23 protein-coding genes and 1 pseudogene are annotated in these 21,658 nt (G+C 58.1%); 15 read left to right on the top strand and 9 right to left on the bottom strand.

Translation table 11 applies throughout. The features are described from left to right. Positions 1-29 precede the first annotated feature (29 nt). Positions 30-1,445, top strand: coding sequence for a pyridoxal phosphate-dependent decarboxylase family protein (locus WA302_RS12070; protein WP_049296076.1), 1,416 nt, complete (start codon positions 30-32; stop codon positions 1,443-1,445). 12 nt (positions 1,446-1,457) lie between these two features. Here WA302_RS12070 and WA302_RS12065 read toward each other — a convergent pair whose 3' ends face one another. Continuing rightward, positions 1,458-2,099 carry a GNAT family N-acetyltransferase gene (locus tag WA302_RS12065; protein WP_080271281.1) on the bottom strand — a complete coding sequence of 214 codons (642 nt, stop codon included), beginning with the start codon at positions 2,097-2,099 and terminating at the stop codon, positions 1,458-1,460. Between the two features lie 795 nt (positions 2,100-2,894). On the opposite strand from WA302_RS12065, the gene rcsA reads away from it, so the two are divergent. Next, positions 2,895-3,524, top strand: a complete 630-nt coding sequence (gene rcsA / locus WA302_RS12060) for a transcriptional regulator RcsA (protein ID WP_025303351.1) — start codon at positions 2,895-2,897, stop codon at positions 3,522-3,524. Between the two features lie 217 nt (positions 3,525-3,741). Here rcsA and dsrB read toward each other — a convergent pair whose 3' ends face one another. Together dsrB and cspE are read right to left on the bottom strand one after the other, a co-directional pair. Then, positions 3,742-3,942, bottom strand: a complete 201-nt coding sequence (gene dsrB, locus WA302_RS12055) for a protein DsrB (RefSeq protein ID WP_004935117.1) — start codon at positions 3,940-3,942, stop codon at positions 3,742-3,744. Between the two features lie 316 nt (positions 3,943-4,258). Further along, positions 4,259-4,471 (bottom strand): transcription antiterminator/RNA stability regulator CspE, encoded by a 213-nt coding sequence (gene cspE, locus WA302_RS12050; RefSeq protein WP_004935122.1) that lies wholly within the window; start codon positions 4,469-4,471, stop codon positions 4,259-4,261. A 375-nt stretch (positions 4,472-4,846) separates the two neighbouring features. Here cspE and WA302_RS12045 point away from each other — a divergent pair, with 375 nt between their 5' ends. From WA302_RS12045 to WA302_RS12035, 3 genes and pseudogenes are all read left to right on the top strand, one after another. Further along, the gene (locus WA302_RS12045; protein WP_025303352.1) at positions 4,847-5,224 is read left to right on the top strand and encodes a hypothetical protein; all 378 of its coding nucleotides are present in this window, start codon (positions 4,847-4,849) and stop codon (positions 5,222-5,224) included. 509 nt (positions 5,225-5,733) lie between these two features. Beyond that, a complete protein-coding gene (locus WA302_RS12040; RefSeq protein WP_004935132.1) occupies positions 5,734-5,943 on the top strand; it encodes a hypothetical protein in 210 nt (69 codons plus the stop codon). 153 nt (positions 5,944-6,096) lie between these two features. Continuing rightward, positions 6,097-7,105: pseudogene (locus WA302_RS12035) on the top strand (NAD(P)H-quinone oxidoreductase). Between the two features lie 44 nt (positions 7,106-7,149). Here WA302_RS12035 and WA302_RS12030 read toward each other — a convergent pair. Beyond that, positions 7,150-8,202 (bottom strand): SDR family oxidoreductase, encoded by a 1,053-nt coding sequence (locus tag WA302_RS12030; RefSeq protein WP_060433450.1) that lies wholly within the window; start codon positions 8,200-8,202, stop codon positions 7,150-7,152. Between the two features lie 110 nt (positions 8,203-8,312). Here WA302_RS12030 and WA302_RS12025 point away from each other — a divergent pair, with 110 nt between their 5' ends. After that, on the top strand, positions 8,313-9,245 hold the full coding sequence (locus tag WA302_RS12025) for a LysR family transcriptional regulator (RefSeq protein WP_043140541.1): 933 nt from the start codon (positions 8,313-8,315) through the stop codon (positions 9,243-9,245). A 3-nt stretch (positions 9,246-9,248) separates the two neighbouring features. On the opposite strand, the gene WA302_RS12020 is transcribed toward WA302_RS12025, so the two are convergent. The 3 genes from WA302_RS12020 to WA302_RS12010 all read right to left on the bottom strand — a co-directional run bounded on the left by WA302_RS12020 (position 9,249) and on the right by WA302_RS12010 (position 10,194). After that, entirely contained in the window at positions 9,249-9,638 is a 390-nt protein-coding gene (locus WA302_RS12020) for a YidB family protein (protein ID WP_025303356.1), read from the bottom strand. A 95-nt stretch (positions 9,639-9,733) separates the two neighbouring features. Next, positions 9,734-9,982 carry a GlsB/YeaQ/YmgE family stress response membrane protein gene (locus WA302_RS12015; protein ID WP_004935146.1) on the bottom strand — a complete coding sequence of 83 codons (249 nt, stop codon included), beginning with the start codon at positions 9,980-9,982 and terminating at the stop codon, positions 9,734-9,736. A 14-nt stretch (positions 9,983-9,996) separates the two neighbouring features. After that, complete coding sequence (locus tag WA302_RS12010) at positions 9,997-10,194, bottom strand: glycine zipper domain-containing protein (RefSeq protein ID WP_025303357.1); 198 nt, start codon at positions 10,192-10,194, stop codon at positions 9,997-9,999. A gap of 628 nt (positions 10,195-10,822) precedes the next feature. Here WA302_RS12010 and WA302_RS12005 point away from each other — a divergent pair. Then, positions 10,823-11,743, top strand: a complete 921-nt coding sequence (locus WA302_RS12005) for a Kdo(2)-lipid IV(A) acyltransferase (RefSeq protein WP_261456470.1) — start codon at positions 10,823-10,825, stop codon at positions 11,741-11,743. A gap of 176 nt (positions 11,744-11,919) precedes the next feature. Next, positions 11,920-12,339 (top strand): VOC family metalloprotein YjdN, encoded by a 420-nt coding sequence (yjdN, locus tag WA302_RS12000; RefSeq protein WP_025303359.1) that lies wholly within the window; start codon positions 11,920-11,922, stop codon positions 12,337-12,339. A gap of 15 nt (positions 12,340-12,354) precedes the next feature. Here yjdN and WA302_RS11995 read toward each other — a convergent pair whose 3' ends face one another. Beyond that, a complete protein-coding gene (locus WA302_RS11995; RefSeq protein WP_043140533.1) occupies positions 12,355-12,549 on the bottom strand; it encodes a hypothetical protein in 195 nt (64 codons plus the stop codon). Positions 12,550-12,709: 160 nt separating this feature from the next. Between WA302_RS11995 and WA302_RS11990 the strand changes: the two genes are divergently transcribed. Together WA302_RS11990 and WA302_RS11985 are read left to right on the top strand one after the other, a co-directional pair. Next, complete coding sequence (locus WA302_RS11990; RefSeq protein ID WP_025303360.1) at positions 12,710-14,263, top strand: sensor domain-containing diguanylate cyclase; 1,554 nt, start codon at positions 12,710-12,712, stop codon at positions 14,261-14,263. 479 nt (positions 14,264-14,742) lie between these two features. Then, positions 14,743-15,636: a Kdo hydroxylase family protein gene (locus WA302_RS11985; RefSeq protein ID WP_025303361.1), complete on the top strand. Its 894-nt coding sequence runs from the start codon at positions 14,743-14,745 to the stop codon at positions 15,634-15,636. A gap of 43 nt (positions 15,637-15,679) precedes the next feature. On the opposite strand, the gene paaZ is transcribed toward WA302_RS11985, so the two are convergent. After that, positions 15,680-17,746 (bottom strand): phenylacetic acid degradation bifunctional protein PaaZ, encoded by a 2,067-nt coding sequence (gene paaZ, locus WA302_RS11980; RefSeq protein ID WP_049295901.1) that lies wholly within the window; start codon positions 17,744-17,746, stop codon positions 15,680-15,682. A 317-nt stretch (positions 17,747-18,063) separates the two neighbouring features. Here paaZ and paaA point away from each other — a divergent pair, with 317 nt between their 5' ends. Genes paaA through paaE form a run of 5 tightly spaced genes read left to right on the top strand, consistent with a single transcriptional unit; the run spans position 18,064 to position 21,657 of the window. Further along, positions 18,064-19,002: a 1,2-phenylacetyl-CoA epoxidase subunit PaaA gene (paaA, locus tag WA302_RS11975; protein ID WP_033647856.1), complete on the top strand. Its 939-nt coding sequence runs from the start codon at positions 18,064-18,066 to the stop codon at positions 19,000-19,002. A gap of 21 nt (positions 19,003-19,023) precedes the next feature. Then, positions 19,024-19,311, top strand: coding sequence for a 1,2-phenylacetyl-CoA epoxidase subunit PaaB (paaB, locus tag WA302_RS11970; RefSeq protein ID WP_004935173.1), 288 nt, complete (start codon positions 19,024-19,026; stop codon positions 19,309-19,311). 8 nt (positions 19,312-19,319) lie between these two features. After that, on the top strand, positions 19,320-20,078 hold the full coding sequence (gene paaC / locus WA302_RS11965) for a 1,2-phenylacetyl-CoA epoxidase subunit PaaC (protein ID WP_197825369.1): 759 nt from the start codon (positions 19,320-19,322) through the stop codon (positions 20,076-20,078). Positions 20,079-20,087: 9 nt separating this feature from the next. Further along, positions 20,088-20,585 (top strand): 1,2-phenylacetyl-CoA epoxidase subunit PaaD, encoded by a 498-nt coding sequence (gene paaD, locus WA302_RS11960; RefSeq protein WP_025303365.1) that lies wholly within the window; start codon positions 20,088-20,090, stop codon positions 20,583-20,585. Positions 20,586-20,598: 13 nt separating this feature from the next. After that, complete coding sequence (gene paaE / locus WA302_RS11955) at positions 20,599-21,657, top strand: 1,2-phenylacetyl-CoA epoxidase subunit PaaE (RefSeq protein ID WP_197825368.1); 1,059 nt, start codon at positions 20,599-20,601, stop codon at positions 21,655-21,657. Position 21,658: the final 1 nt, after the last annotated feature.

Genomic DNA, 21,658 nt, shown 5'->3' with positions numbered 1-21,658 from the left:
CCATCATCCCTGACGCTTTCGGAGCCACCATGCACCCACGTTTACAACAGGACCTCGCGCAGTTTCCGCAGATCCTCGACCACACCCGCCAGTTGGCGGAGGATTTCCTGGCCGGGCTGCAGCAACGCTCGGTCTGCCCACCGCTCGAGCATCAGCAGCTGCAACCGGGCGACGATCGGCTGGAGGAAAACGGCGAAGGCGCCCTGGCAGCGCTGGAGCGCTTTTGGCAACGTTATCAGGCCGGCATTTCCGCCAGCGCCGGCCCGCGTTATTTCGGCTTCGTCACCGGCGGCGGCACCCCGGCGGCGGTCGCAGCGGACTGGCTGGTTAGCGTGACAGACCAAAATAGCCTGCTCAGCCATGATACCATTGCAGCCACGATCGAGCTGGCGGCCGTGACGCAGTTGAAATCCCTGCTGGGCCTGCCGGAAACGTTCAGCGGCAGCCTGGTCAGCGGCGCGACCATGGCCAATTTCACCGGGTTGGCCATTGGCCGGCAGTGGCTGGGACAACAGCAAGGCGTGGATATCGCCCAACAAGGCCTGGCGGCGCTGGGCCCCATCCGGGTATTGGCGGCCAATCCGCATTCCAGCAGCGTGAAGGCGCTCAGCATGCTCGGCATCGGCCGCGAGGCGTTGACGATCGTCGCCAGCCTGCCGGAGTCTGAAGCCATGGATATGGAAGCGCTGGCGCGGCAGCTCGCCGCCGGCGCTGGCCAGCCAACGTTGGTACTGGCCAGCGCCGGTACGGTCAACACTGTCGCTTTCGACGATCTGCCGCAGCTGCTGGCGCTGCGGGAGCGTTATCCATTTTGGCTGCATGTCGATGCGGCATTCGGCGGCGTGGCGGCCTGCTCACCGCTATACGCCTCAAAGCTCGAGGGCTGGCAGCATGCCGATTCCATCACCGTCGATGCGCATAAATGGCTGAATGTGCCTTATGACAGCGCGATCCAATTTACCCGCCATTTGGATCTGCAAATGCAGGTATTTCAGAACCATTCGGCTTACCTGGAAGCACCGACGCTGCGGCCAGACAACTATCTGCATCTGACGCCAGAAAATTCGCGCCGCTTCCGCGCCTTGCCGCTTTGGCTGACGCTGAAAGCCTATGGCCGCAGCGGTATACGAGATATCGTCGAGCGCAACGTCGAACTGGCGCAGGCGCTGGGGGCGGCGTTAGCGGCCGATGACGGTTTCCATCTGCTGGCGCCGGTGAATTTGAACGTGGTGTGCTTCGCCCTCAGTCATCCACAGGGTGAGAGCGAAGCGGCGCGCGATCGCTTTCTCGAACGCCTTAGCCGGCATGGCGTGGTGCGTTGCACCCCTACGCGTTACAACGGCCAGCCGGGGATCCGCGCCGCGCTGGTCAACTGGATGACAGAAGAACAGGACATCCGCTTGACGTTGGACTCGCTGCGCCATTGCCTGGCGGAAACGGCCTAACGCGCGCGGCGATTACCCGAGTTGGAAGGCCTGCAAACGACGTTCTTGCCGCCCGTCTTCGCTGATGTTATCCGGCGACAGCCAGGCGGCAAACGCCGCGTATCGTGCCGGCCATTCTCCATCAACGATCGACAGCCAGTCGGTGTCGCGCGAGCGTCCTTTAACAACGACGGCCTGGCGGAACGTGCCTTCATAGCGGAAACCCAAGCGCTCGGCGGCCTGGCGTGAAGGCAGATTGAGGCTATCGCATTTCCATTCGCAGCGCCGGTAGCCAAGATCGTCGAAAAGATGCCGCAGCATCAAGAAAATCGCCTCGCTGCCCAGCGCACTGCGCTTCATCAGCGGCGACCAGTTGATGGTGCCCAGTTCGGCCACGCCGTTGCCAGGATCGATGCGTAAAAAAGCGCAGGTTCCCACGGCGTGCCCGTTCGTCTGATCGATCACCACCATCGTGTTTCTGTCTGCGCTGGACACCTGTGCCTGAAGATAGCGCTGGAAATCTGCGTGCGACTGCGGCCGTTCCCAAAACAGATAGGTCCAGTCACGATCGTCCTCAGCGGTTTGGTAAGCCTGATAAAGCGCATCCCCCCAGCGCGCGAGGTTAAGCGGTTCGAGGCGGCAAAACCGCCCTTGCAGCGGCGTGTGCCCGGGTATGCCTGCCGGCTGCCAATGAGGAAGGGCCTCACCTATCGGCTGCCCATACTGATTCTGTCTCACCGCGACATCCTGTTTTTGAAAGGTGGAGAGGCAAGTTAAAACCAACGCGGGCCAGAGACAACTCCGACCTGCCATTCCTCCCCGTGGATCGGACTGCAGGATGATAGTTTAGAGAAATCACTCAATCACCGTTAAACATTCACGAAAACTATTTCATGCGAAATAAATATCTATATAACTCATTGTAAAACGGTGATTTATAGCAACAATTAAGCTACACATTCCGGTCATAATGTTAACTTTTGTTTGTTGTTATGATAAAAAAAGAAGTGCTTATCATTATCATGGAGAGCAAAAACATCTATAAGATAATGATTTTTATATGTAAAAAGTCAAAAACACCAGAGGGGGCGCTTTTTGACCACTCAAAAAACGCGCTGAAAGACATCAAAAAAACGACACATGAATTTTTTTTAAGATTTTTCCTAGCAAACTAAAATTTTGTTTCGTGACATGATGAACAGATTAGCGGCAAGCAATGCAGACAGGCACGGGCGCCAAGCGCAAATCAGGCTCAACATGCCTAAGCTGGACGAGCAGCAGATCGCCCTGACTTAAGCCAAACTTATAGATTCATGCAATTAATAAGTTTAGTATGAAAATATCATTGAGTGCCGTCGTGTTTATTGATAGAACACTCGCTACACTGAATTATTGTTCCATTTTGCCTTTCGGCTTTTTAGGCTTTTTCTCATATTACCGCAGTAAAACGGATTTAAGTGGGGGTGCGATATGCCAACGATTATCATGGATTCATGTAGCTATACCAGATTGGGGTTAACCGACTATCTGACTTCGCATGGCGTGAAGAGGCGCCATATTAATGCCATCGAGGACATTGACAGCCTGCATGAAAAATGCAGCAAGTTAAATCCGAGCCTGGTGTTTATTAACGAGGACTGCTTCATCCACGAAGCAAACGCCACCGAGCGAATAAAACGGGTGATTTCACTGCACCCGGATACGTTATTCTTCATCTTCATGGCCATTACCAACGTACATTTCGACGATTATTTATATGTTCGCAAGAACGTCATCATATCGTCAAAATCCATCAAACCAGAGACTATGAATCAGCTACTTAGTCACTATCTCGAGAGAACGTCCCTCCGTACGGAGAAATCCTCTCTGGATCAAACGCCGGTAACGCTGAGCCAGACTGAATCAAACATGCTACGCATGTGGATGTCCGGTCAAGGTACCATCCAGATATCAGACCAGATGCAAATAAAGGCCAAAACGGTCTCTTCCCACAAGGGAAACATCAAGCGGAAAATAAAAACGCACAACAAGCAGATCATTTATCACGTTGTTCGTTTGACCGATACATTGACCAGTGGAATATTCGTCAATAGCCGCTGAACCACAGAGAACGCCCCCGCTCTGTTTTACCAGCCGTTAAATACCCGGTGATAATGTCATCTGGATAGCAGCCGCTGGAACCACAAAAAAATACCTGCTGCGTTATCCCCCGCTAGCGCAACGGGTATTTTTTTGCCGTCGATAAAAAAAATCTTACCGCAATGAAATAATCTCAAAATGGACAATTTCATTAGCAAATTAATGAGATTAACCTAAGTTACTGCCCGTGCTCGCGGCAGGGCTCCACAAACGTGCCGTCACGGCTGTCGATTTCATTAAAAAACCATACGCCCGCCGGGTAGTCGTCAAGAGAAACCAGATACATGGTGCCTTCGTTGAACACCTCTACGGCCAAAATGACGCCTTCACGCCGCGGGCCTCCGTCTGTTTTTACCGTCACTCGATCGTTAACCTGCATACCCTTCCCCATTATTTGCGATTGCCGTCAGTGTATTACAAAAGCGAGGGCAATGGACACCACTCCAGCCCTGCCGGCCTCTGCTATCAGCGTAGCAGCCGCCTGGATTTTCACTTTCTTAACGGTTTGGCCGCAGAATCTTAAGCCGGTCTCGCGTAGCCTGTCTTCAGGCGTTTCCCCCCCAGAGAAGCGCTCGCAAATGAAGTAACAAGGAACTTTTGCCCGCAGACTTGCGGGCTTTTTTTACGCGCTGCCAAATTGCAGGCATAAAAAAACCCGCCGCAGCGGGTTCTTTTCAATCAGCGGTAGACGCCAATTAGATAGCGGTAACGTTAGCCGCAGATGGACCTTTCGCACCGTTCTCGATAGAGAACTGTACGTTCTGGCCTTCAGCCAGGGTCTTGAAGCCTTGATCCTGGATAGCAGAGAAGTGTACGAATACGTCTTTGCTGCCGTCTGCTGGGGTGATGAAACCAAAACCTTTAGCTTCGTTGAACCACTTCACTTGACCTTTGATCATGTTGGACATGTCTAATTTCCTTCAATAATAATGTTAGCCGCCATGGGCGAGATAGCCGGTCATCAGTTACTTATGGAGGCACTGGAAAGGAAATTCGTCAGAGAAGGGCTATCCGGGATAACGCTTTAAATTTGAACTACTTTACTCAAAATGTCGTGCATAAATAGGTCTGTACCACAGGCCGACATCATTAACTCATGAGCGAGCGGCAATAGCAACCTTTTTCGCCGTGATGGGGCGTGAATCTCGGCTAAACGCACAGGATTTGACCCTGTCGGTCGATAGAATCACCGCCTGGCCCCCCGTAACAGCCAAGGTAAATGATAGTAATTCTCGTTCTGCTGTTTTATAGTTGCCTACAGAAATCATTCAGGGAGATTCATCATGCCGAGATGGCTTACCTTACCAACTGCCAGTGCCGCCGCCCTGCTGGCCTTTGCCGCTTACAGCGCTCCGCAGAGTGCACTGGAGCTGAATTATCAAGCTCCAGAACCCAGTGTGACTCCCGCTCCCAAGCCGACAGCACCGTCAGGGCCAGCCCCTAAGGCGGCGAAACCGCCGATTACTTGGGCAGAGGCACGCGACAAGAACGGCTTTCGCGTCGATATCGAATGCGATCATCCGGGCTGCAGCAAACCGCGCACCAAACCTTATCCCGCGTATGAAGGCCCGGTGAAGAAAACCGATCGCCGCCGCCAATCCGATCCTTACTCCACCAACCAGGATCCCGATTACAACATCCAGTTGGGCTATGAGTGGTAGCGCCGCTTTCGGAGTAATACCTATATCAGCCGCCCTCGCCGCTGCATAGAATAGCGCCGGTTCACCACTCCTCCTGGTGTTGAACACAACAAGCTGTGTTGCAAATCTTTATGCGCCTCCCTATAGGCGCTTTTTTTTGCTCCTCCCTCATGCCAGTTTCCCGATTACAGATTGCTCTCATTGCCCCGTAAAGTGATGAATGTCACAAATACGCCTCCTTGCCATTCTTATTCGGAGGTGATGTTCATGGCCACAGGATCCCTTGCCCTCTTGGCTGTCTTAGCCGGCATTGCGGGCTATTCGCTCTATAAGCATTTCAAATCTCAGAAAAAAAGCACATTCGTTCGCCCGCACGATCGGTAATCGATAACGCATTTTCACCGCGAAGGCGCGGCACGCCGCACGCCGCACCTTCGTGGACCGTCATGTTTTCATCACAAAATTGTCACACTATGGCCATATGATGATTCGCGATTATCCGCTCTGGCTTAACACCAAGGATTTCGCCCATGACCATAATTAAAGCTGCAAACCATCAGGAAGCAGAAAAGCTCATCCGCGCCGGCACAGCCAAGAAAATCGAACTGGCCTACGATATCGGCAGCGATGACTTCTTCCAGCTTGCCAGCCTGTGGTGCGATAAAGGCGCCAAGATCTCCAAAGGGAAAGAACATTTTATCGTCTCGTTGAAAGGCTTCCGCATCCCCCCTAACGATTGATATCCAGCCGCCCATCGCGGCGGCGTCCTCTCCTCCTCGCAAAACCGCTCTATTCGACCACGCGCACCTCCTTCGATTTCGCTAAGCTAACAGCAGACTTTATTGCGGGCGTTCAGCCTGATAACCACGTCCGCCACGATGAGGAGAGTGACCATGTCAACAAATGCAGCGCAGCCCGGCACGATGAAAGCGATTGAGATTAGCCAACCGGGCGCCCCCGAGGTTCTGGTTGTCACCGAACGCCCGGTACCCGAGCCACAGGCGGGCGAACTGCTGGTGAAAATCGCCGCCGCTGGCGTTAACCGCCCCGACGTGCTGCAGCGCCAGGGGAACTATGCGCCACCGCCCGGCGCCTCGGATATCCCCGGCCTGGAAATTGCCGGCGAAGTGGTGGCCATCGGTGAAGGCGTGACCCACTTCGCGCTCGGCGATCGGGTTTGCGCCCTTATCGCCGGGGGGGGGCTATGCGGAATACTGCACCGTGCATGAAAGCAATGCGCTACCGGTACCGGCGGGTCTGAGCCTGACCGAGGCCGCCGCACTGCCGGAAACCTTCTTTACCGTCTGGGTCAACGTGTTCCAGCGCGGTCATCTCAAAGCCGGCGAAACCGTGTTGATCCATGGTGGCACCTCCGGTATCGGCACGGTCGCCACCATGCTGGCGAAAGCCTTCTGCGCCCAAGTGATCACCACCGTCGGATCCGAAGAGAAACGTCAGGCCAGCCTGGCGCTGGGCGCCGACGTGGCGATTAATTACCGCAGCGAAGACTTTGTCGCACGCACCAAAGACGCCACCAACGGCAAAGGCGCCGACGTCATCGTCGACCTGATCGCCGGCGATTATGTCGCCAAAAACTATCAGGCTGCGGCGATGGAAGGCCGCATCGTGCAAATCGGCACGCAAAACGGCGTGGTAAAAGAGCTCAATCTGATGCCGCTGCTGTTGAAACGCCTGACCCATACCGGGTCGACGCTGCGCTCGCGCAGCGTGGCGGACAAAGCACTGATTGCCGCCGAGCTGCGCGAGAAGGTTTGGCCGCTGCTGGAGCGCGGCGTGCTGAAACCGCAAATTTTTAAAACCTTCCCGCTTGAGCAGGCCGCCGCCGCGCATACGCTGATGGAGTCCAGCGAGCACATCGGCAAGATCATGCTGACGTTCTGAGGCCATTCCCCGCAGCCTGTGCTGCGGGGAAACCGATGCCACGCTCAGGGAATGATGCGGCGGCGGCGGAACTCCTCGAACAGCGAGAAAAACATGGCTTCGGTTTCGACAAACTGATGGAAACCGAAACGCCGCGCCTTGCTGCCATCCGCGAACATGTCATAGTCCCAGGAAAAGACGAAGTCGGCGAAACGCCAGCCGGCCACCGCGCGATAGTCCGGTTCGGTCAATTGGTGCCGTTGCACCAGCTCTCGCCACAGCGGCGCTTTGTCCGCCATCGTGCTCTCCAGCGGCATCGGCAGCGGCGGCGCGCATTCCAGCCCGAAGTAAGCGGCGATTTTCGGCCACATCTCGCTCCAGCGAAAGAGATCGCCGTTGTTGATATTAAACGCCTGATTGGCCGCCGCCGGCTCGGTCGCCGCCCAAAGCGTGGCGCGCGCCAACAGCCCGGCGTCGGTCATTTCCAGCAGACTGTGGTAAGCGCCTGGCTTACCGGGAAAGCGCAGCGGCAGCCCGAGCGCTTTACTGATTGAGGCATAAACCGCGATGCTCAACGCCAGGTTCATCGGATTGCCAAGAGAGAAGCCCCCCACCACGCTCGGACGAATGGCGCTCCAACGCCAGCGCTTGCCTGCCTGGCACAGCGCCAGATACTGCTGCTGCGCCACGTTAAACTCCGGCGGCATATGCCCGGCGTCGCTTTCGCGCGCCGGCGTTTTAAACGGCCCCAAATGCGCGCCATACACTTTGTAACCTTGCATTAGGCTGATATGCTCCAACGCCGGCGCGACCGGCTCCAGCCCCTCGACGACGTGTTGCAACATCTGCAGATTGGGCGCCACCAGCCCCGCCCAGTCCGGCGCATCCTGATAGGCGGCATAGAAAACGTGGCTAATCGCGCTCAGCGGCCGCAGCGCGTCCCGCGTCGCCGCCGCATCCAGCAGATCAACCTGAAGGTGGCGCACCCCAGATGCCGGTTCGCCCCCCCGGCGCGAGACGCCCACCACTTGCCAACCTTGATCAATCAGCTCCTCAATCAATCGGCGCCCAATCACGCCATTGGCGCCGATCACCAATGCCTGTCGCTTTGCATTCATCTTGCCACTCCTCAGGTTATCGATACCCTGAGTGTTATTGATTAGTAATACTTGCGGTAGAAGAGGATTTTCACTAACACTTATAAGAAAAATCTATAGGCAAGATCGACATGGATAAGCTGAACGCAATGAAAACCTTTATGCGAGTGGCCGAACTGGGCAGTCTATCGGCCGCCGCTCGCGATCTGCGTTTGACGCAGCCGGCGGTCAGTCAGCAAATCGCCGGCCTGGAGCAGCAACTGGGGGCCCAGCTGCTGTTTCGCAGCACCCGGGCGGTCACGCTGACCGATGCCGGCAGCGGTTATTATCAGCGCCTCAAACCGATTCTGGCGGCGGTCGACGAAGCGGAAGACGCACTGCACGACCAGCACCACCAGTTGCAGGGCAATCTGCGCATTCACGCCCCTACCGGATTCGGGCAGTTGCACGTCACACCGCTGGCCATCGCTTTCCAGCAACGTCATCCGAACCTCGCCATCGAACTGCTGCTGGACGATCGTCGCGCCGACGTGATCGGCGAAGGCATCGACGTGGCGCTGCGCTTCGGTGAACTCCATGCGCCCGGCATGGTGGCGAAACGTTTGGGCGAGTTGCAACGCCTGCTGGTGGCATCGCCGGCCTATCTGGACAAGCATGGCACGCCCCGTTCGCCGGCGGAGTTGGCGAAACATGCGCACATTCGTTATAGCGGTTTGAACGACGGCGATACGCTCACTCTGTTCGGGCCGCACGGCCCCGAGATGGTTGCTCTGCGGCCCACGTTCCGCGCCAACAATACGCTATCGCTGCTGGCCGCCATCGAGGCTGGAGTGGGTATCGGCGGCGCCCAACGGCCTTTAATCGCCGAGCAGCTGGCGACGGGGGCGCTGGTGCCCGTTTTGCCGGAATACCGCTACCCGCCCATGGCGCTGCACGCGGTCTATCCCGCCTTACGATTTATTCCGGAGAAAGTGCGCGCCTGGGTGGCGCATCTGCAGCAAGCGTTGACGGCGATCGAGGGAATTAGCGGAGTGAATGCTCCCGGCCAGATGCCGGGAGCCTAATCATTATTTGAACAGTTTGCCGACCATGTCGCCCAGTTCGTTGCTGTCTTGCTGCACTTCACCATTTGGCGAGGCGGCATCCGCGACCGTTGGCAAGAACTGTGCAATGGTGCTGGAGGCTTGTGCAGGATCGATGCCCAGCTTTTCAGCCAGTTGGTTGATCGCATCGCTACCCAACGCCTGCTGCACATGATCGCCGGTAATCTGCTGATTTTCGCCATTGCCGAGCCAGGAACCGACGATATCGCCGAACTGCCCCTGACGGAATTTGTCCAAAATGGCCTGTAGGCCGCCTTGTTGCTCAACCCACTGCATAATGGCGATGTAGTCGATGCCTTTACCGTTGGCGCCGCCACCCAGAATGTTACCCAATACGCTATCGAACAGACCCATGATATTCCCCTTTCAGCCGGTACGGCCCGCGCCGCACCGCCGGATTGATTTCACGAAAAAGGGCCGCCGCGGCGACCCTGTTGAGCAACGGCTGCTTAGCCTTTGATCTTCCTGTAGACAAAAAGCACCACCAGGGCACCGATTACCGCCACCACAAAGCTGCCCAGGTTAAAACCGTCAACGCGGCCCATACCGAAGAAGGTGCTGATATAGCCGCCGACGACGGCGCCCACGATCCCCAATATAACGGTCACAATAAAGCCGCCGCCGTCTTTGCCCGGCATAATCCACTTGGCCAGGATACCGGCGATTAAACCAAAAATGATCCAGGAAATGATGCCCATCTTTACTCTCCCTATTACCTTTTGCCTAACAGAAATCCTATTACCAGGCCCACGACGGCGCCGGCGCCTATCCCCGCCCAAGGGTTATCCTTAAGGCAGGCACATGATTGCTCGAGCGCCGCTTTTACACCGCTGCGCACTTCGCAGGCGGTGGCTTTCACGTAGTCGCTCGGTTGCTCAACACCGTTTAGTTCGTCATTTTCATATGACATGTCAAATCCTTACAGACCAACCCTCTGAGAATCTCGTCACATGTTTCGCGCCAGGCGCCGTCCGCTCCGCGATCTTGCTCTGGGCAACCTGCCCGCTGCCGCTCAATGCAGAGGCGTACGCCGACAAACGCACAACTTCACACTATGACTATAGTAAAAAATCAGCGGTTTACCCATTTCCGTCCGTCTGAATTTCACCGTACAAAAAACGATCTAACTTCATCCTGCCGTCATCTCGAGAGGCTAAACTTTAAACAAATCCTCATGGAGGAAACATCCATGTTCAATGCCCCCTTTGTCCTGATTCTCGCGCTACTGTACGCACTGGCCGCCGTTTGGGACGGTTCCGTCGCGTTACTGTTTCATTAAGGTTACATAGCAGTTGTCACTTTTGCGATGCGCTTAATTGTGTCTTTATTTTTCAATTGCACCAGCCGGTTGAAATAGCGGAAAATATCTTCCCTTCCCTCGGTAAAAATCCTATCTCACTCCATTTTTCGCCTGCGATTAAATAAAGTGAAAAAAAAGCATTAATGGAAAATCCTATTTAGCACGAAATGTTCTACTATTCGCCTTATAAAAATTTGGGTTAAGGTCCCATTGGGAAAGAAAAGGAATCATAGAAAAAATGCTTTATAACCAACGCTTTGAGCGCAAATTCTTGCGCCCTCGTTATTGGTTGCTGTGGATAGGGCTGGGAATACTCTATCTCTTGGTGTTACTGCCCTACCCGCTCATTTATCGACTCGGACACGGCCTTGGCAGAATAGCCATGCGCCTGATGAAACGCCGGGTAAAAATAGCACGCCGCAATGTAGAACTCTGCTTCCCTGAGATGCTCGCCGCCGAGCGCGAGGCGCTGATTGTCAAAAATTTTGAGTCCGTCGGCATGGGCCTGTTCGAAGTCGGCATGGCCTGGTTCTGGCCTGACTGGCGCATCGCCCGTTGGTTTAAGGTGAGCGGCATGGAAAACATGCAGTTGGCGCGTCAGGACGGGAAAGGCGTGCTGCTGATCGGCCTGCATTTCCTCACTCTGGAGCTGGGTGCGCGCATCTTCGGCATGCAAAACCCCGGCATCGGCGTGCATCGCCCGCACAATAACAAACTGATGGAATGGGTGCAGACCCGCGGCCGGCTACGCTCGAATAAATTCATGATCGATCGTAAAGATATCAAAGGCATGATCCGCAACCTGAAACAGGGTGAAATCCTGTGGTATGCGCCGGACCACGATTATGGCCCGCAAAGCAGCGTGTTCGTACCGTTCTTCGCCGTGGAAAACGCCGCCACGACGACCGGCACCTATATCCTGGCGCGCATGGGGCGGCCGTCGATCGTGCCATTCGTGCCGCGCCGCCTGCCGCATGCGCAGGGTTATGAGCTGATCGTACAGCCACCGCTGACGGACTTCCCGCTGGACGATGAAACGCGCGCGGCGACCATGATGAACCGCGTGGTGGAAGAACAGGTGCTGCTGGCACCCGATCAATACATGTGGTTGCACCGCCGCTTTAAAACCCGCCCACCCGGCGAACCTTCGCTGTATTAACCGCCTTCGCGCCTTCGCCCGCCCTGCCGGCGGCGAAGGCGCTCACCTCGCACGAGCATTCTGCGTCAGGGGAACTACACTAATAAGTCACCGACGGCAATTATTGCCGCCAGCAACCATTTCTTCCTGCCCGAGGGCCGGTCGTTGCCTGTCGGGCCACAACCGAGGTCAATGTCATGCTGGTACAACCCTATTTGTTTTTCAGCGGTAACTGTGAGCAAGCGATTAACTTCTATGTACAGCAGTTGAATGCCAAAATTGAAATGGTCATGCGCTTCAAAGACATGCCCGAAGAAGCCCGCCAAGGCGGGCCGCAGGACGCCAATCCTGAAGCGATCATGCATGCGCGTCTGCTGATCGGCGACGGTGTACTGATGGCCTCCGATGGCTGCCCACAAGATGACAGCGGCGGCGCTTCTCACAAAGGCTTCTCGCTGTCGCTGAACCCCAGCGATGCGGAGCAAGGACGCAAACTGTTCGACAATCTGGCGCAGGGCGGCCAGGTGACGATGCCTTACCAAGCCACCTTCTGGGCCAAAGGCTTTGGTATGCTGACCGACAAATTCGGCGTCAACTGGATGATCAACGTCGAATAACCCGTCATGGCGCCGCTAGCTGTAGCGGTGCCAGTCATACGCCACCTTGGCGAACAGCACGAACAGCAGCGCCAACAGCGCCAATCCCAACCGCCAATAGGGCGACCGGCGCCGCCGCCAGGCGAAGAACATCATCACCGCCAGCCCCCCCAGCGTGAGGGGGTAATACACCGCCAGCGTCAATAAAGCGATAATGATGTAATCCGACATGGCCCTTTTACTCCTTCGCGTTCACGCCGCCGCAAATGCGGGTTGCGATCGCCCTTTCGCCTTATCGCCTCGTTAAGGGCTAGAGGTCTGGCGCGTTTATGCATAAAATATAAGATTGCTCTTAACTCGAACTAAATAGTAATCAAACAACAAGGGTGACATGACTCAGCAGCAACCCATACAGGATGCCGTGCCGCCGCGCAGCGTTAAAAGCTCCCCATTATTATTTCAGGCCGGCGTGTTTGTCATCATCGTTGCCGCCACGCTGATCCTCTTTAACAGCTGGCAAATCTGGAACGCGCACCAGCGCGATCTGCGCAGCGCCGAGCATGAATCCGCCAACCTCGCCCGTTCGCTGGCGCAGCATGCCGACGATACTTTCATGCAGGTGGACGGCAATCTGCTCGATCTGACCGAACGTCTCCAGAACGACGGGCTGGGTCCATCGCAGCTGACGCGGCTGCAGCGCGTCATGCAGACGCAGGTCGGCAACCTGCCGCAGCTGCATGGGCTGTTTCTCTACGATGCGCGCGGCCGCTGGCTGGCGACCTCCTCGGGCAAATTCATCAAGAACGCCAACAACGCCGATCGCGATTACTTCAAATACCATCAAAACCGCGACGGCGGCGGCCTGTACATCGGCAAGGTGATCCGCAGCCGCACCACCGGCGATCTGATCATTCCCGTTTCGCGGCGCTTCAACCACCCGGATGGCAGCTTTGGCGGCGTGGTGCTGGCGACGCTGTACGTCGATTATTTCCGCCAGTTTTACGACAGCTTCGCCCTCAACACTGACGCCTCGCTGAACCTGCTGCTGGCGGACGGCACCATCCTTTACCGCCGCCCCTACTCGGCGGCGTCGATCGGTAAAAACATCGCCAAGGGCGTGCTGTTCAGCGAAATTTTGCCGCATTCGGAATTCGGCAACGCCACCATCACCTCGCTGTACGACAAAGTGGAGCGCATCTACGGCTATTCGCGGGTCAACCGCTTTCCGCTGGTGATCGCCGCCGGGCTATCGAAACGCGACGCGCTGGCGGACTGGCGCACCGACGCCGGGCTGTTCGCCGCCGGTGGCCTCTCGCTGCTGATGATCCTGTTGGCGATGGGCATGGTGCTGCTGCGGCAAATCAAGCACAGCATGCAAACCGAAGCCGAGCTGATGCGCACCCGCGATCAGCTGACCAGCATCAACCAAATGCTCGAAGAACTGGCGCTGCTGGACGGCCTGACCGGGCTGGCCAACCGCCGCCAGTTTGATATCGCGCTGAAGAACGAGCTGGCGCGGGCTTCGCGCAACTACCGCAGCGTGGCGCTGCTGATGCTGGATATCGACTATTTCAAACAGTACAACGACAGCTATGGCCACGTCGCCGGGGACCAGTGCCTGCAGCAGATCGGCCAAACGCTCAAAGGGTTGGCATGCCGCAGCAACGACGTTTTAGCGCGCTACGGCGGCGAAGAGATGGGGATTATCCTGCCGGATACCGACATTCAGGGCGCACTGATTTTCGCCGAACGCGTCATCCAGGCGGTACGCGATCTGAAGATCCCGCATCAGGGCAACCCGCACGGTATCGTCACCATCAGCATCGGCATCTGCGCCAAAGTGCCACATATGTATAACGATACGCCGATCAGCTTTATCAATGAGGCGGACAGCGCGCTGTATCAGGCCAAGAAAAAAGGCAAAAACTGCATTTACGGTGCTTAATCAATAATCGGGTCTCCAAATTTGGCGGCCCGATTTATTCCCGACAAGATGAAATAATTCCACTCCGCAACATTATTTCCCCGGTTTGCCCTGCTATTTGAATGAAATAACGCCAATAAATAAGCAGCATATTTATTTCCATTACAATTCAATAAGATAAAAAACACACCATTCCGCAGACAATTCGTGCCATTTTTGATTATTCGTGCCTACGCGCAGCCCCGTTTAGCCCTCGTTTACTTTTCATTGGTATTGCCGGTGATATCCTTATTGGGAATATTCTCTCTATCAGGAAGCCTTCGCACGCTTCGGCGCACTGCGCCCTGCTGATACATCCATAATAGAACCCACAAATTTCACGTTGCAATTGAGCGGCCTGCTGACGCCGCTCCAGCCAGCCACTGCGCAAGCCAGTGCAGCCAATCACGCGGCAACCTGAAAGACGGGAATAAAGCGATATAGATTTGCGAGGAGATCTCATGCCTACTGGCGATATTATGCGTGAACAGGCCGTCCTGACGCTGCCGTTGCGACAATGGGCGGCAGCGGAAGCATCCAGCGCGGTCAGCGAACTGGAACAGGGCAAGGTACTGTTTCTGCCCGAGCTGGCCTTCACCCTGTCTGAACAGGAAATGCCACTGCTGGATCCGACGTTGGTCGATCCGAAGCGCAAAAACATCAGCTATCAGCCGCTGTCCGGCAAGCTGACCGGCGTCGCCGTCGCGGAACGCCGGCAGCAGGTTCAGCAACTGCTGGAGCGCTATTACCAGTCGTGCCGCCAGCTGATCGCCGGGCTGTTGCCCGAGTATCAGGAGGCGCTGCACCATCCGACCGGCAGCCTGCGTTTGCACCCGGTTTCCGCCTGGCGGGCGACCAGTTCCTGGCGCAAAGACGACAGCCGCCTGCACGTTGACGCTTTCCCGTCGCGCCCGAACTACGGCGAACGCATTCTGCGCATTTTTACCAACATCAACCCGCACGGCGAGCACCGCCAATGGCGCGTCGGTGAACCGTTCCCTGAGCTGGCGGCACGCTTTATGCCGCGCCTCGCACGCTACTCCGCCCTCAGCAGCTGGCTGCAGCATCAGGTGCGCATCACCAAGACCCGCCGCAGCCATTATGACCACCTGATGCTGCAGTTGCACGACGCCATGAAGGCCGACGGCGATTATCAGCAGCAGGGGCCGCAGCTGGCGCTGGCGTTTCCGCCGGGCAGCAGCTGGATTTGTTTCTCGGATCAAACGCCGCACGCCGCGATGGGCGGCCAGTTTATGCTGGAACAGACCTTCCTGTTGCCGGTGAACAAGATGCAGGATCCGCAGCGCTCGCCGCTGAAAGTGCTGGAACAGCTGCGCGGTCAGCCGCTGATCTGAATAGATTGCCGCCGCCGGGGCTGCCGGCGGCGGCAAACGCGTATTACGCCTCGAAGTCCCCCTGCTGGCGCGCCACCAGCGTCAGGATGCTGTACAGCGCCACCGGCTGCTGTTCCTGATTCAACACCTGCACATCCCACACCACCACGCCGTGCGGCCGATCCTCGGCGGTTTTTTGCGGCTTGCGGATTTTCTTCTTGCAGGTCAGCCGCACCTGAATGGTGTCGCCGATCTTCACCGGTTCGATAAAGCGCAGATTCTCCATGCCGTAGTTGGCGATCACCGGCCCGACGGCGGCATCGACAAACAGCCCGGCCGCGGCGGACACCACAAAGTAACCGTGCGCCACTCGCTCGCCGAACAGGGAATCGGCGGCGCCGATCTTGTCCATGTGCGCGTAGAAATGATCGCCGCTCAGGCAGGCGAAGTTGACGATATCCGCTTCGGTCACGGTGCGGCGCGCGGTCAACAGGCTGTCGCCCAGCTGCAGCTGCTCGAAGTATTTACGGAACGGATGTACCGGATGCTCGGCGACCGGCGCGCCGCGCACCCATTCACCGCCGATGGCCGCCAGCATCGCCGGGCTGCCCTGGATCGCCGTGCGCTGCATATAGTGCTTCACCGCACGCAGTCCGCCCAGCTCTTCCCCGCCACCGGCGCGCCCCGGGCCGCCGTGTACCAGCATCGGCAGTGGCGAACCGTGGCCGGTGGACTCCGCCGCCGCCTGTTCATCCAAAATCAGCATTCGGCCGTGGGCGCAGGCCGCCGCGCGAATGAAGCGCTTGGCCAACGCCGGATCGGCGGTCACCAGCGATCCCGCCAGGCTGCCCTGCCCCAGCAACGCCAGCGCGATCGCCTGCTCGGTATCCGCATACGGCATCAGCGTTGCCACCGGCCCAAAGGCCTCGGTGCCGTGCACCGCCTGATGGGTGAACGGATCGGCGCAATACAGCAGGGTCGGTGGATAAAACGCCCCACCGCGCGCGCCGTCGCCCAGGATCTCCAGCTTATCCAGCGCCGCGCCACAGAGCGGTTCGCAACCATTGCGCAGCAGGAACTCTACCTTGCTTTGCACATCCTCACGCTGCTCGTGGCTGACCAACGCCCCCATGCGCACCGGCTCCAGCTGCGGGTCGCCCACCGTCACCCCCGCCAGGCGCTGCAACAAGGCCTGACGCACCGCCGTCACCTGCGCCGCCGGCACGATGATGCGGCGGATCGCAGTACATTTCTGCCCCGCCTTGGCGGTCATTTCACGGCACACTTCTTTGATGAACAGCGCAAACTCCGGCATCTCCGGCGTCACGTCCTCCGCCAGCACGCAGCAGTTGAGCGAATCCGCCTCCATGGTGAAGGCGATCGATTTTTCCAGCAGGCGCGGATGCGCACGCAGCCGCTGCCCGGTCTGCGCCGAGCCGGTGAAAGTCACCGCATCCTGATAATCCAGGTGCGCAAACATGTCGCCGACGCCGCCGCAAACCAACTGCAACGCCCCTTCCGGCACCAGCCCGCTGTCGACGATCAGCCTGACCATCGCCTGCGTCAGCTGCGCGGTGGCGGTGGCCGGCTTGATGATGGCCGGCATGCCCGCCAGCCAGGTCGGCGCCAGTTTTTCCAGCATGCCCCAGCACGGGAAGTTGAAGGCGTTGATGTGCAGCGCCACGCCAGGGCGCGAAGTGAGCACGTGGCGGGCGGCGAACTGCGCCTGTTTCGACAGCGGGATCAACTCGTCTTCCGGCCACAGCGTATCATCCGGCAGATCGCGGCCGGCCATGCCGGCATAGGCGAACAGCGTGGCGATGCCGCCTTCGATATCGACCCACCCGTCGCTGCGCGTCGCACCGGTTTGATAGGAAATCTGATACAGCGCCTCTTTATGCGCCAGCAGGTGTTTCGCCACCGCTTTCAGCATCTGGGCGCGCTGCTGGAATGTCATGTTCGCCAGCGCCGGGCCGCCGTGGCTGCGGGCATAGCTCAGGCTCGCCGCTAACGGCAGGCCGTCGGAGCAGACCTGGTACAGCGCTTCGCCGGTCACGGCGTGACGGATCTCGCGGCCCTCTCCCTGCCCATACACCCAGGCGCCAGATAGATAACTGTGTAACTGCTGCATGTGCCCTCCAAAATTCATAAATTTTCACCCTACAGCTTAATTACGTATCACATAAATGCCAGTCAACGCCAAATCAAATTTTAACAAAAACAGAACAAAACCCGTTTTCAAGCCGCTTACCCTGTCATTAATACGGAATCGATGGTTTTATTTATCAAATTAAATCAACAAAATAACAAAAAACCTTGTGAGTGAACTCGCAAAACCACATGAATCTCGTTTGATCTTTTTGTTATCAGTTTGTAGCCTTATGGTTAGTTAAAGTGATTCACATTTTTATGTTTAATGTGAAAAATACGAATCACCAAGAGGCGAGCATGACAACTGACGCACAATATCAGCAGCATTTCGACGACAAGATCGCGGCGGATATCGCCATTGAGGCCAAAGACTGGATGCCGGACGCCTACCGTCAGAACCTGATTCGGCAGATCGGCCAACACGCCCACTCGGAAGTCATCGGCATGCTGCCGGAAGCCAACTGGCTGACGCGCGCCCCCACGCTGCGCCGCAAGGCGGTGCTGCTGGCCAAAGTGCAAGATGAGGCCGGCCACGGTCTGTACCTCTACAGCGCCGCCGAGACCCTCGGCTGTTCGCGCCAGGACATCTACCAAAAGATGCTCGACGGCAAGATGAAGTATTCCTCCATCTTCAATTACCCCACGCTCAACTGGGCGGATATCGGCGTGATCGGCTGGCTGGTCGACGGCGCCGCCATCGTCAACCAGGTAGCGCTGTGCCGCGCCTCCTACGGCCCCTATGCGCGGGCGATGGTGAAAATCTGCAAAGAAGAAAGCTTCCACCAGCGCCAGGGCTACGAGGCGGTGATGGCGATGGCCAACGGCAGCGACACGCAGCGTGCCATGTTGCAGGACGCTATCGATCGCTTCTGGTGGCCGGTGCTGATGATGTTCGGCCCGAGCGACGCCGACTCCCCTCACAGCGCCCAGAGCATGGCGTGGAAAATCAAACGCCACAGCAACGATGAGCTGCGGCAGAAATTCGTCGACAACACCGTGCCGCAGCTTGAGGCGCTGGGCATGACGGCGCCAGACCCGAGTCTTACCTGGGACGAGGCCGCCGGCCACTATCGCTTCGGCGAGATCGACTGGAGCGAACTGCATGAAGTGATCAAAGGACGCGGCCAATGCAACCACGAACGCCTGCAGGCCAAACGCCGCGCCTGGGAAGACGGCGCCTGGGTGCGCGACGGCGCCATGGCCCACGCCGCGAAAAACGCCGCTTCCGCCGCATAGCCAACATAAGGAACCAAGATCATGAGCCACGTTGAATGGCCGCTGTATGAAGTGTTTATCCGCAGCAAACAAGGGTTGGCGCATCGCCACGTCGGCAGCCTGCACGCCGCCGACGACCAAATGGCGCTGGAAAACGCCCGCGACGCCTACACGCGCCGCAACGAAGGCTGTTCGATCTGGGTGGTGCAATCGCGCCATCTGATCGCCTCGCAGCCGGAAGATCGCGGCGCGTTCTTCGATCCGTCCGAAGACAAGATCTACCGTCATCCGACGTTTTACACCATCCCCGACGGCATCAAGAACATGTAGAGGCGACCATGACGGTTAACGATCCGCGCATCAGCTATTTGCTCCGCCAGGGCGACACGCCTCTGATCCTCGCCCAGCGTCTGTGCGCCTGGTGCGGCCACGCGCCCGAACTGGAAATCGATCTGGCGTTGGCCAACATCGGCCTCGATCTGCTCGGCCAGGCGCGCCACTTCCTGGGCTACGCCGCCGAACTGGCCGGGCCGCCCTGCAGCGAAGACAGCCTGGCCTTCGGCCGCGACGAACGCCAGTTTCATAACCTGTTGCTGGCGGAACAGCCGAACGGCGGTTTCAACGACACGCTGGTGCGCCAATTCCTGCTCGATGCCTACCACGTACAGCTGCACCAGGCGCTGAGCCGCAGCCACGATGCGCAGATCGCCGCCATCGCCGCCAAATCGTTGAAGGAGGCCGATTATCACCTGCGCTTCAGCCACGGCTGGATGATCCGCCTCGGTGACGGCAACGATATCAGCCACCGCAAGATCCAACAGTCGCTGGATAACCTGTGGCGTTTCACCGCCGAGCTGTTCCACGCCGACGCGCTGGAGCTTGAGCTGGCGGAACAGGGCATCGCCGTCGATCCGCGCCAGCTGCAGGCTCCCTGGCAAGCGCAGGTGGAGGAGACGCTGCGCCAGGCGACGCTGGCGCTGCCCGCCGAGCAGGCGTTCCGTCACGGCGGCAAGCAAGGTCAGCACAGCGAACACCTCGGCCCGTTGCTGGCGGAGATGCAGTTCCTGCAGCGCGCCTACCCAAACAGTCATTGGTAGGAGGCCGCGATGAACGTCACTCGTTTGCAACCCGCCGAAATCCCGCAGATTTGGCACTGCCTGCAGCAGATCAGCGATCCCGAGCTGCCGGTGCTGTCGATCACCGATTTGGGCATGGTGCGCGACGTGGTACGCGACGGCAGCGGCTGGCGCGTGACCTTCACCCCAACCTATTCCGGCTGCCCGGCCACCGAATTTTTGCTCAACGCCATCGAGCAGCGGCTGGCGGCCGCCGGTTTCAGCCCGGTGCAGGTGGACATTCGCCTCAGCCCGGCCTGGACCACCGACTGGATGAACGCCGACGCCCGCGAGCGGCTGCGGCAATACGGCGTAGCGCCCCCGCAGGGCCACACCTGCGATCGGCCGCATGCCCACGGCCCGGTCGCCTGCCCGCGCTGCGGCAGCACCCACAGCGAGAAGATCAGCGAGTTCGGATCCACCGCCTGTAAAGCGCTGTACCGCTGCTGCGACTGCCGGGAACCGTTCGACTATTTCAAATGCATATAGGAGCGCTGACACCATGACGGTCTTTCATCGCCTGAGCGTCGCCGCCATCGAGCGCGAAACGCCTGACGCCGTAGCCATCACCCTGCGGGTGCCTGAAGAGCTGCAAAACCAATACCGCTATACCCCCGGTCAGCACCTGACGCTCAAGGCGCTAGTCAACGGCGAAGAACTGCGGCGTTGCTACTCCATCTGCAGTTCGCCGCAGGAAGGCCTGCTGCAGATCGGCGTAAAAGCGATTGATCAGGGCCGTTTCTCCGGCTTCGTCAACCGCATGCTGAAAGTCGGCGACGCACTGGAGGTGATGGTGCCGCAGGGGCGCTTCGGCTACCAGCCGCAGGCAGAGCGCCACGGCAACTACCTGGCGATCGCCGCCGGCTCCGGCATCACGCCAATGCTGTCGATCATCAAGGCGACGCTGCTGCTCGAACCGGGCAGCAGCTTCACCCTGATCTACGGCAACCGCAACAGCCGTTCAATGATGTTCAAAGAGGCGCTGTCGGATCTGAAAAACCGCTACCCGCAGCGTTTTCAGCCGCTGTACCTGTTCAGCCAGGAAAGTCTCGACAGCCCGCTGCTCAGCGGCCGCATCGACCGTGAACGCCTGGCGGCGATCGGCGGCGCGCTGCTGGATTTCCGCGACTATGACCACGCCTTTATCTGCGGGCCGGAATCGATGATGGACGACGCGCAAACCGTGCTGGTGCAGGCCGGCGTACCGGCCAATCACATCCACAGCGAACGCTTCAACACCAGCGGCCTGGTCACCCGCCCGCGCCACAGCGGCGATCGCAACGCTACCCGGGTGGCGATCCTGCTCGACGGCCGCCGGTTGGATATCGAGATCGGCGAACAGGACGACAGCATTCTCGATGCCGCGCTGCGCCAGGGCGCCGATCTGCCCTACGCCTGCAAAGGCGGCGTGTGCGCCACCTGCAAATGCCGTCTGAAGGCCGGCCAGGTGGAGATGGGCGTCAACTACAGCCTGGAGCCGGATCAGCTGGCGGCGGGCTACGTATTGAGCTGCCAGTCGTGGCCGAAAGGCGACGGCGTGGTATTGGACTTCGACGTCTAGG

Source organism: Serratia sp. 201 (assembly GCF_037027545.1).
Lineage (GTDB): Bacteria > Pseudomonadota > Gammaproteobacteria > Enterobacterales > Enterobacteriaceae > Serratia > Serratia bockelmannii.
This window is presented reverse-complemented; position numbering and strand designations above follow the sequence as displayed.

Coding starts and splice junctions, on each gene's coding strand:
- WA302_RS11985 (WP_025303361.1), top strand. CDS start 14,743: ATGCCTACTGGCGATATTATGCGTGAACAGGCCGTCCTGACGCTGCCG.
- WA302_RS11995 (WP_043140533.1), bottom strand. CDS start 12,549: ATGTCGGATTACATCATTATCGCTTTATTGACGCTGGCGGTGTATTAC.
- paaC (WP_197825369.1), top strand. CDS start 19,320: ATGACGGTTAACGATCCGCGCATCAGCTATTTGCTCCGCCAGGGCGAC.
- WA302_RS12045 (WP_025303352.1), top strand. CDS start 4,847: ATGCCGAGATGGCTTACCTTACCAACTGCCAGTGCCGCCGCCCTGCTG.
- dsrB (WP_004935117.1), bottom strand. CDS start 3,942: ATGCAGGTTAACGATCGAGTGACGGTAAAAACAGACGGAGGCCCGCGG.
- WA302_RS12010 (WP_025303357.1), bottom strand. CDS start 10,194: ATGTCATATGAAAATGACGAACTAAACGGTGTTGAGCAACCGAGCGAC.
- paaE (WP_197825368.1), top strand. CDS start 20,599: ATGACGGTCTTTCATCGCCTGAGCGTCGCCGCCATCGAGCGCGAAACG.
- WA302_RS12040 (WP_004935132.1), top strand. CDS start 5,734: ATGACCATAATTAAAGCTGCAAACCATCAGGAAGCAGAAAAGCTCATC.
- WA302_RS11990 (WP_025303360.1), top strand. CDS start 12,710: ATGACTCAGCAGCAACCCATACAGGATGCCGTGCCGCCGCGCAGCGTT.
- WA302_RS12030 (WP_060433450.1), bottom strand. CDS start 8,202: ATGAATGCAAAGCGACAGGCATTGGTGATCGGCGCCAATGGCGTGATT.
- WA302_RS12005 (WP_261456470.1), top strand. CDS start 10,823: ATGCTTTATAACCAACGCTTTGAGCGCAAATTCTTGCGCCCTCGTTAT.
- yjdN (WP_025303359.1), top strand. CDS start 11,920: ATGCTGGTACAACCCTATTTGTTTTTCAGCGGTAACTGTGAGCAAGCG.
- paaB (WP_004935173.1), top strand. CDS start 19,024: ATGAGCCACGTTGAATGGCCGCTGTATGAAGTGTTTATCCGCAGCAAA.
- WA302_RS12025 (WP_043140541.1), top strand. CDS start 8,313: ATGGATAAGCTGAACGCAATGAAAACCTTTATGCGAGTGGCCGAACTG.
- cspE (WP_004935122.1), bottom strand. CDS start 4,471: ATGTCCAACATGATCAAAGGTCAAGTGAAGTGGTTCAACGAAGCTAAA.
- paaD (WP_025303365.1), top strand. CDS start 20,088: ATGAACGTCACTCGTTTGCAACCCGCCGAAATCCCGCAGATTTGGCAC.
- paaA (WP_033647856.1), top strand. CDS start 18,064: ATGACAACTGACGCACAATATCAGCAGCATTTCGACGACAAGATCGCG.
- paaZ (WP_049295901.1), bottom strand. CDS start 17,746: ATGCAGCAGTTACACAGTTATCTATCTGGCGCCTGGGTGTATGGGCAG.
- WA302_RS12015 (WP_004935146.1), bottom strand. CDS start 9,982: ATGGGCATCATTTCCTGGATCATTTTTGGTTTAATCGCCGGTATCCTG.
- WA302_RS12070 (WP_049296076.1), top strand. CDS start 30: ATGCACCCACGTTTACAACAGGACCTCGCGCAGTTTCCGCAGATCCTC.
- rcsA (WP_025303351.1), top strand. CDS start 2,895: ATGCCAACGATTATCATGGATTCATGTAGCTATACCAGATTGGGGTTA.
- WA302_RS12020 (WP_025303356.1), bottom strand. CDS start 9,638: ATGGGTCTGTTCGATAGCGTATTGGGTAACATTCTGGGTGGCGGCGCC.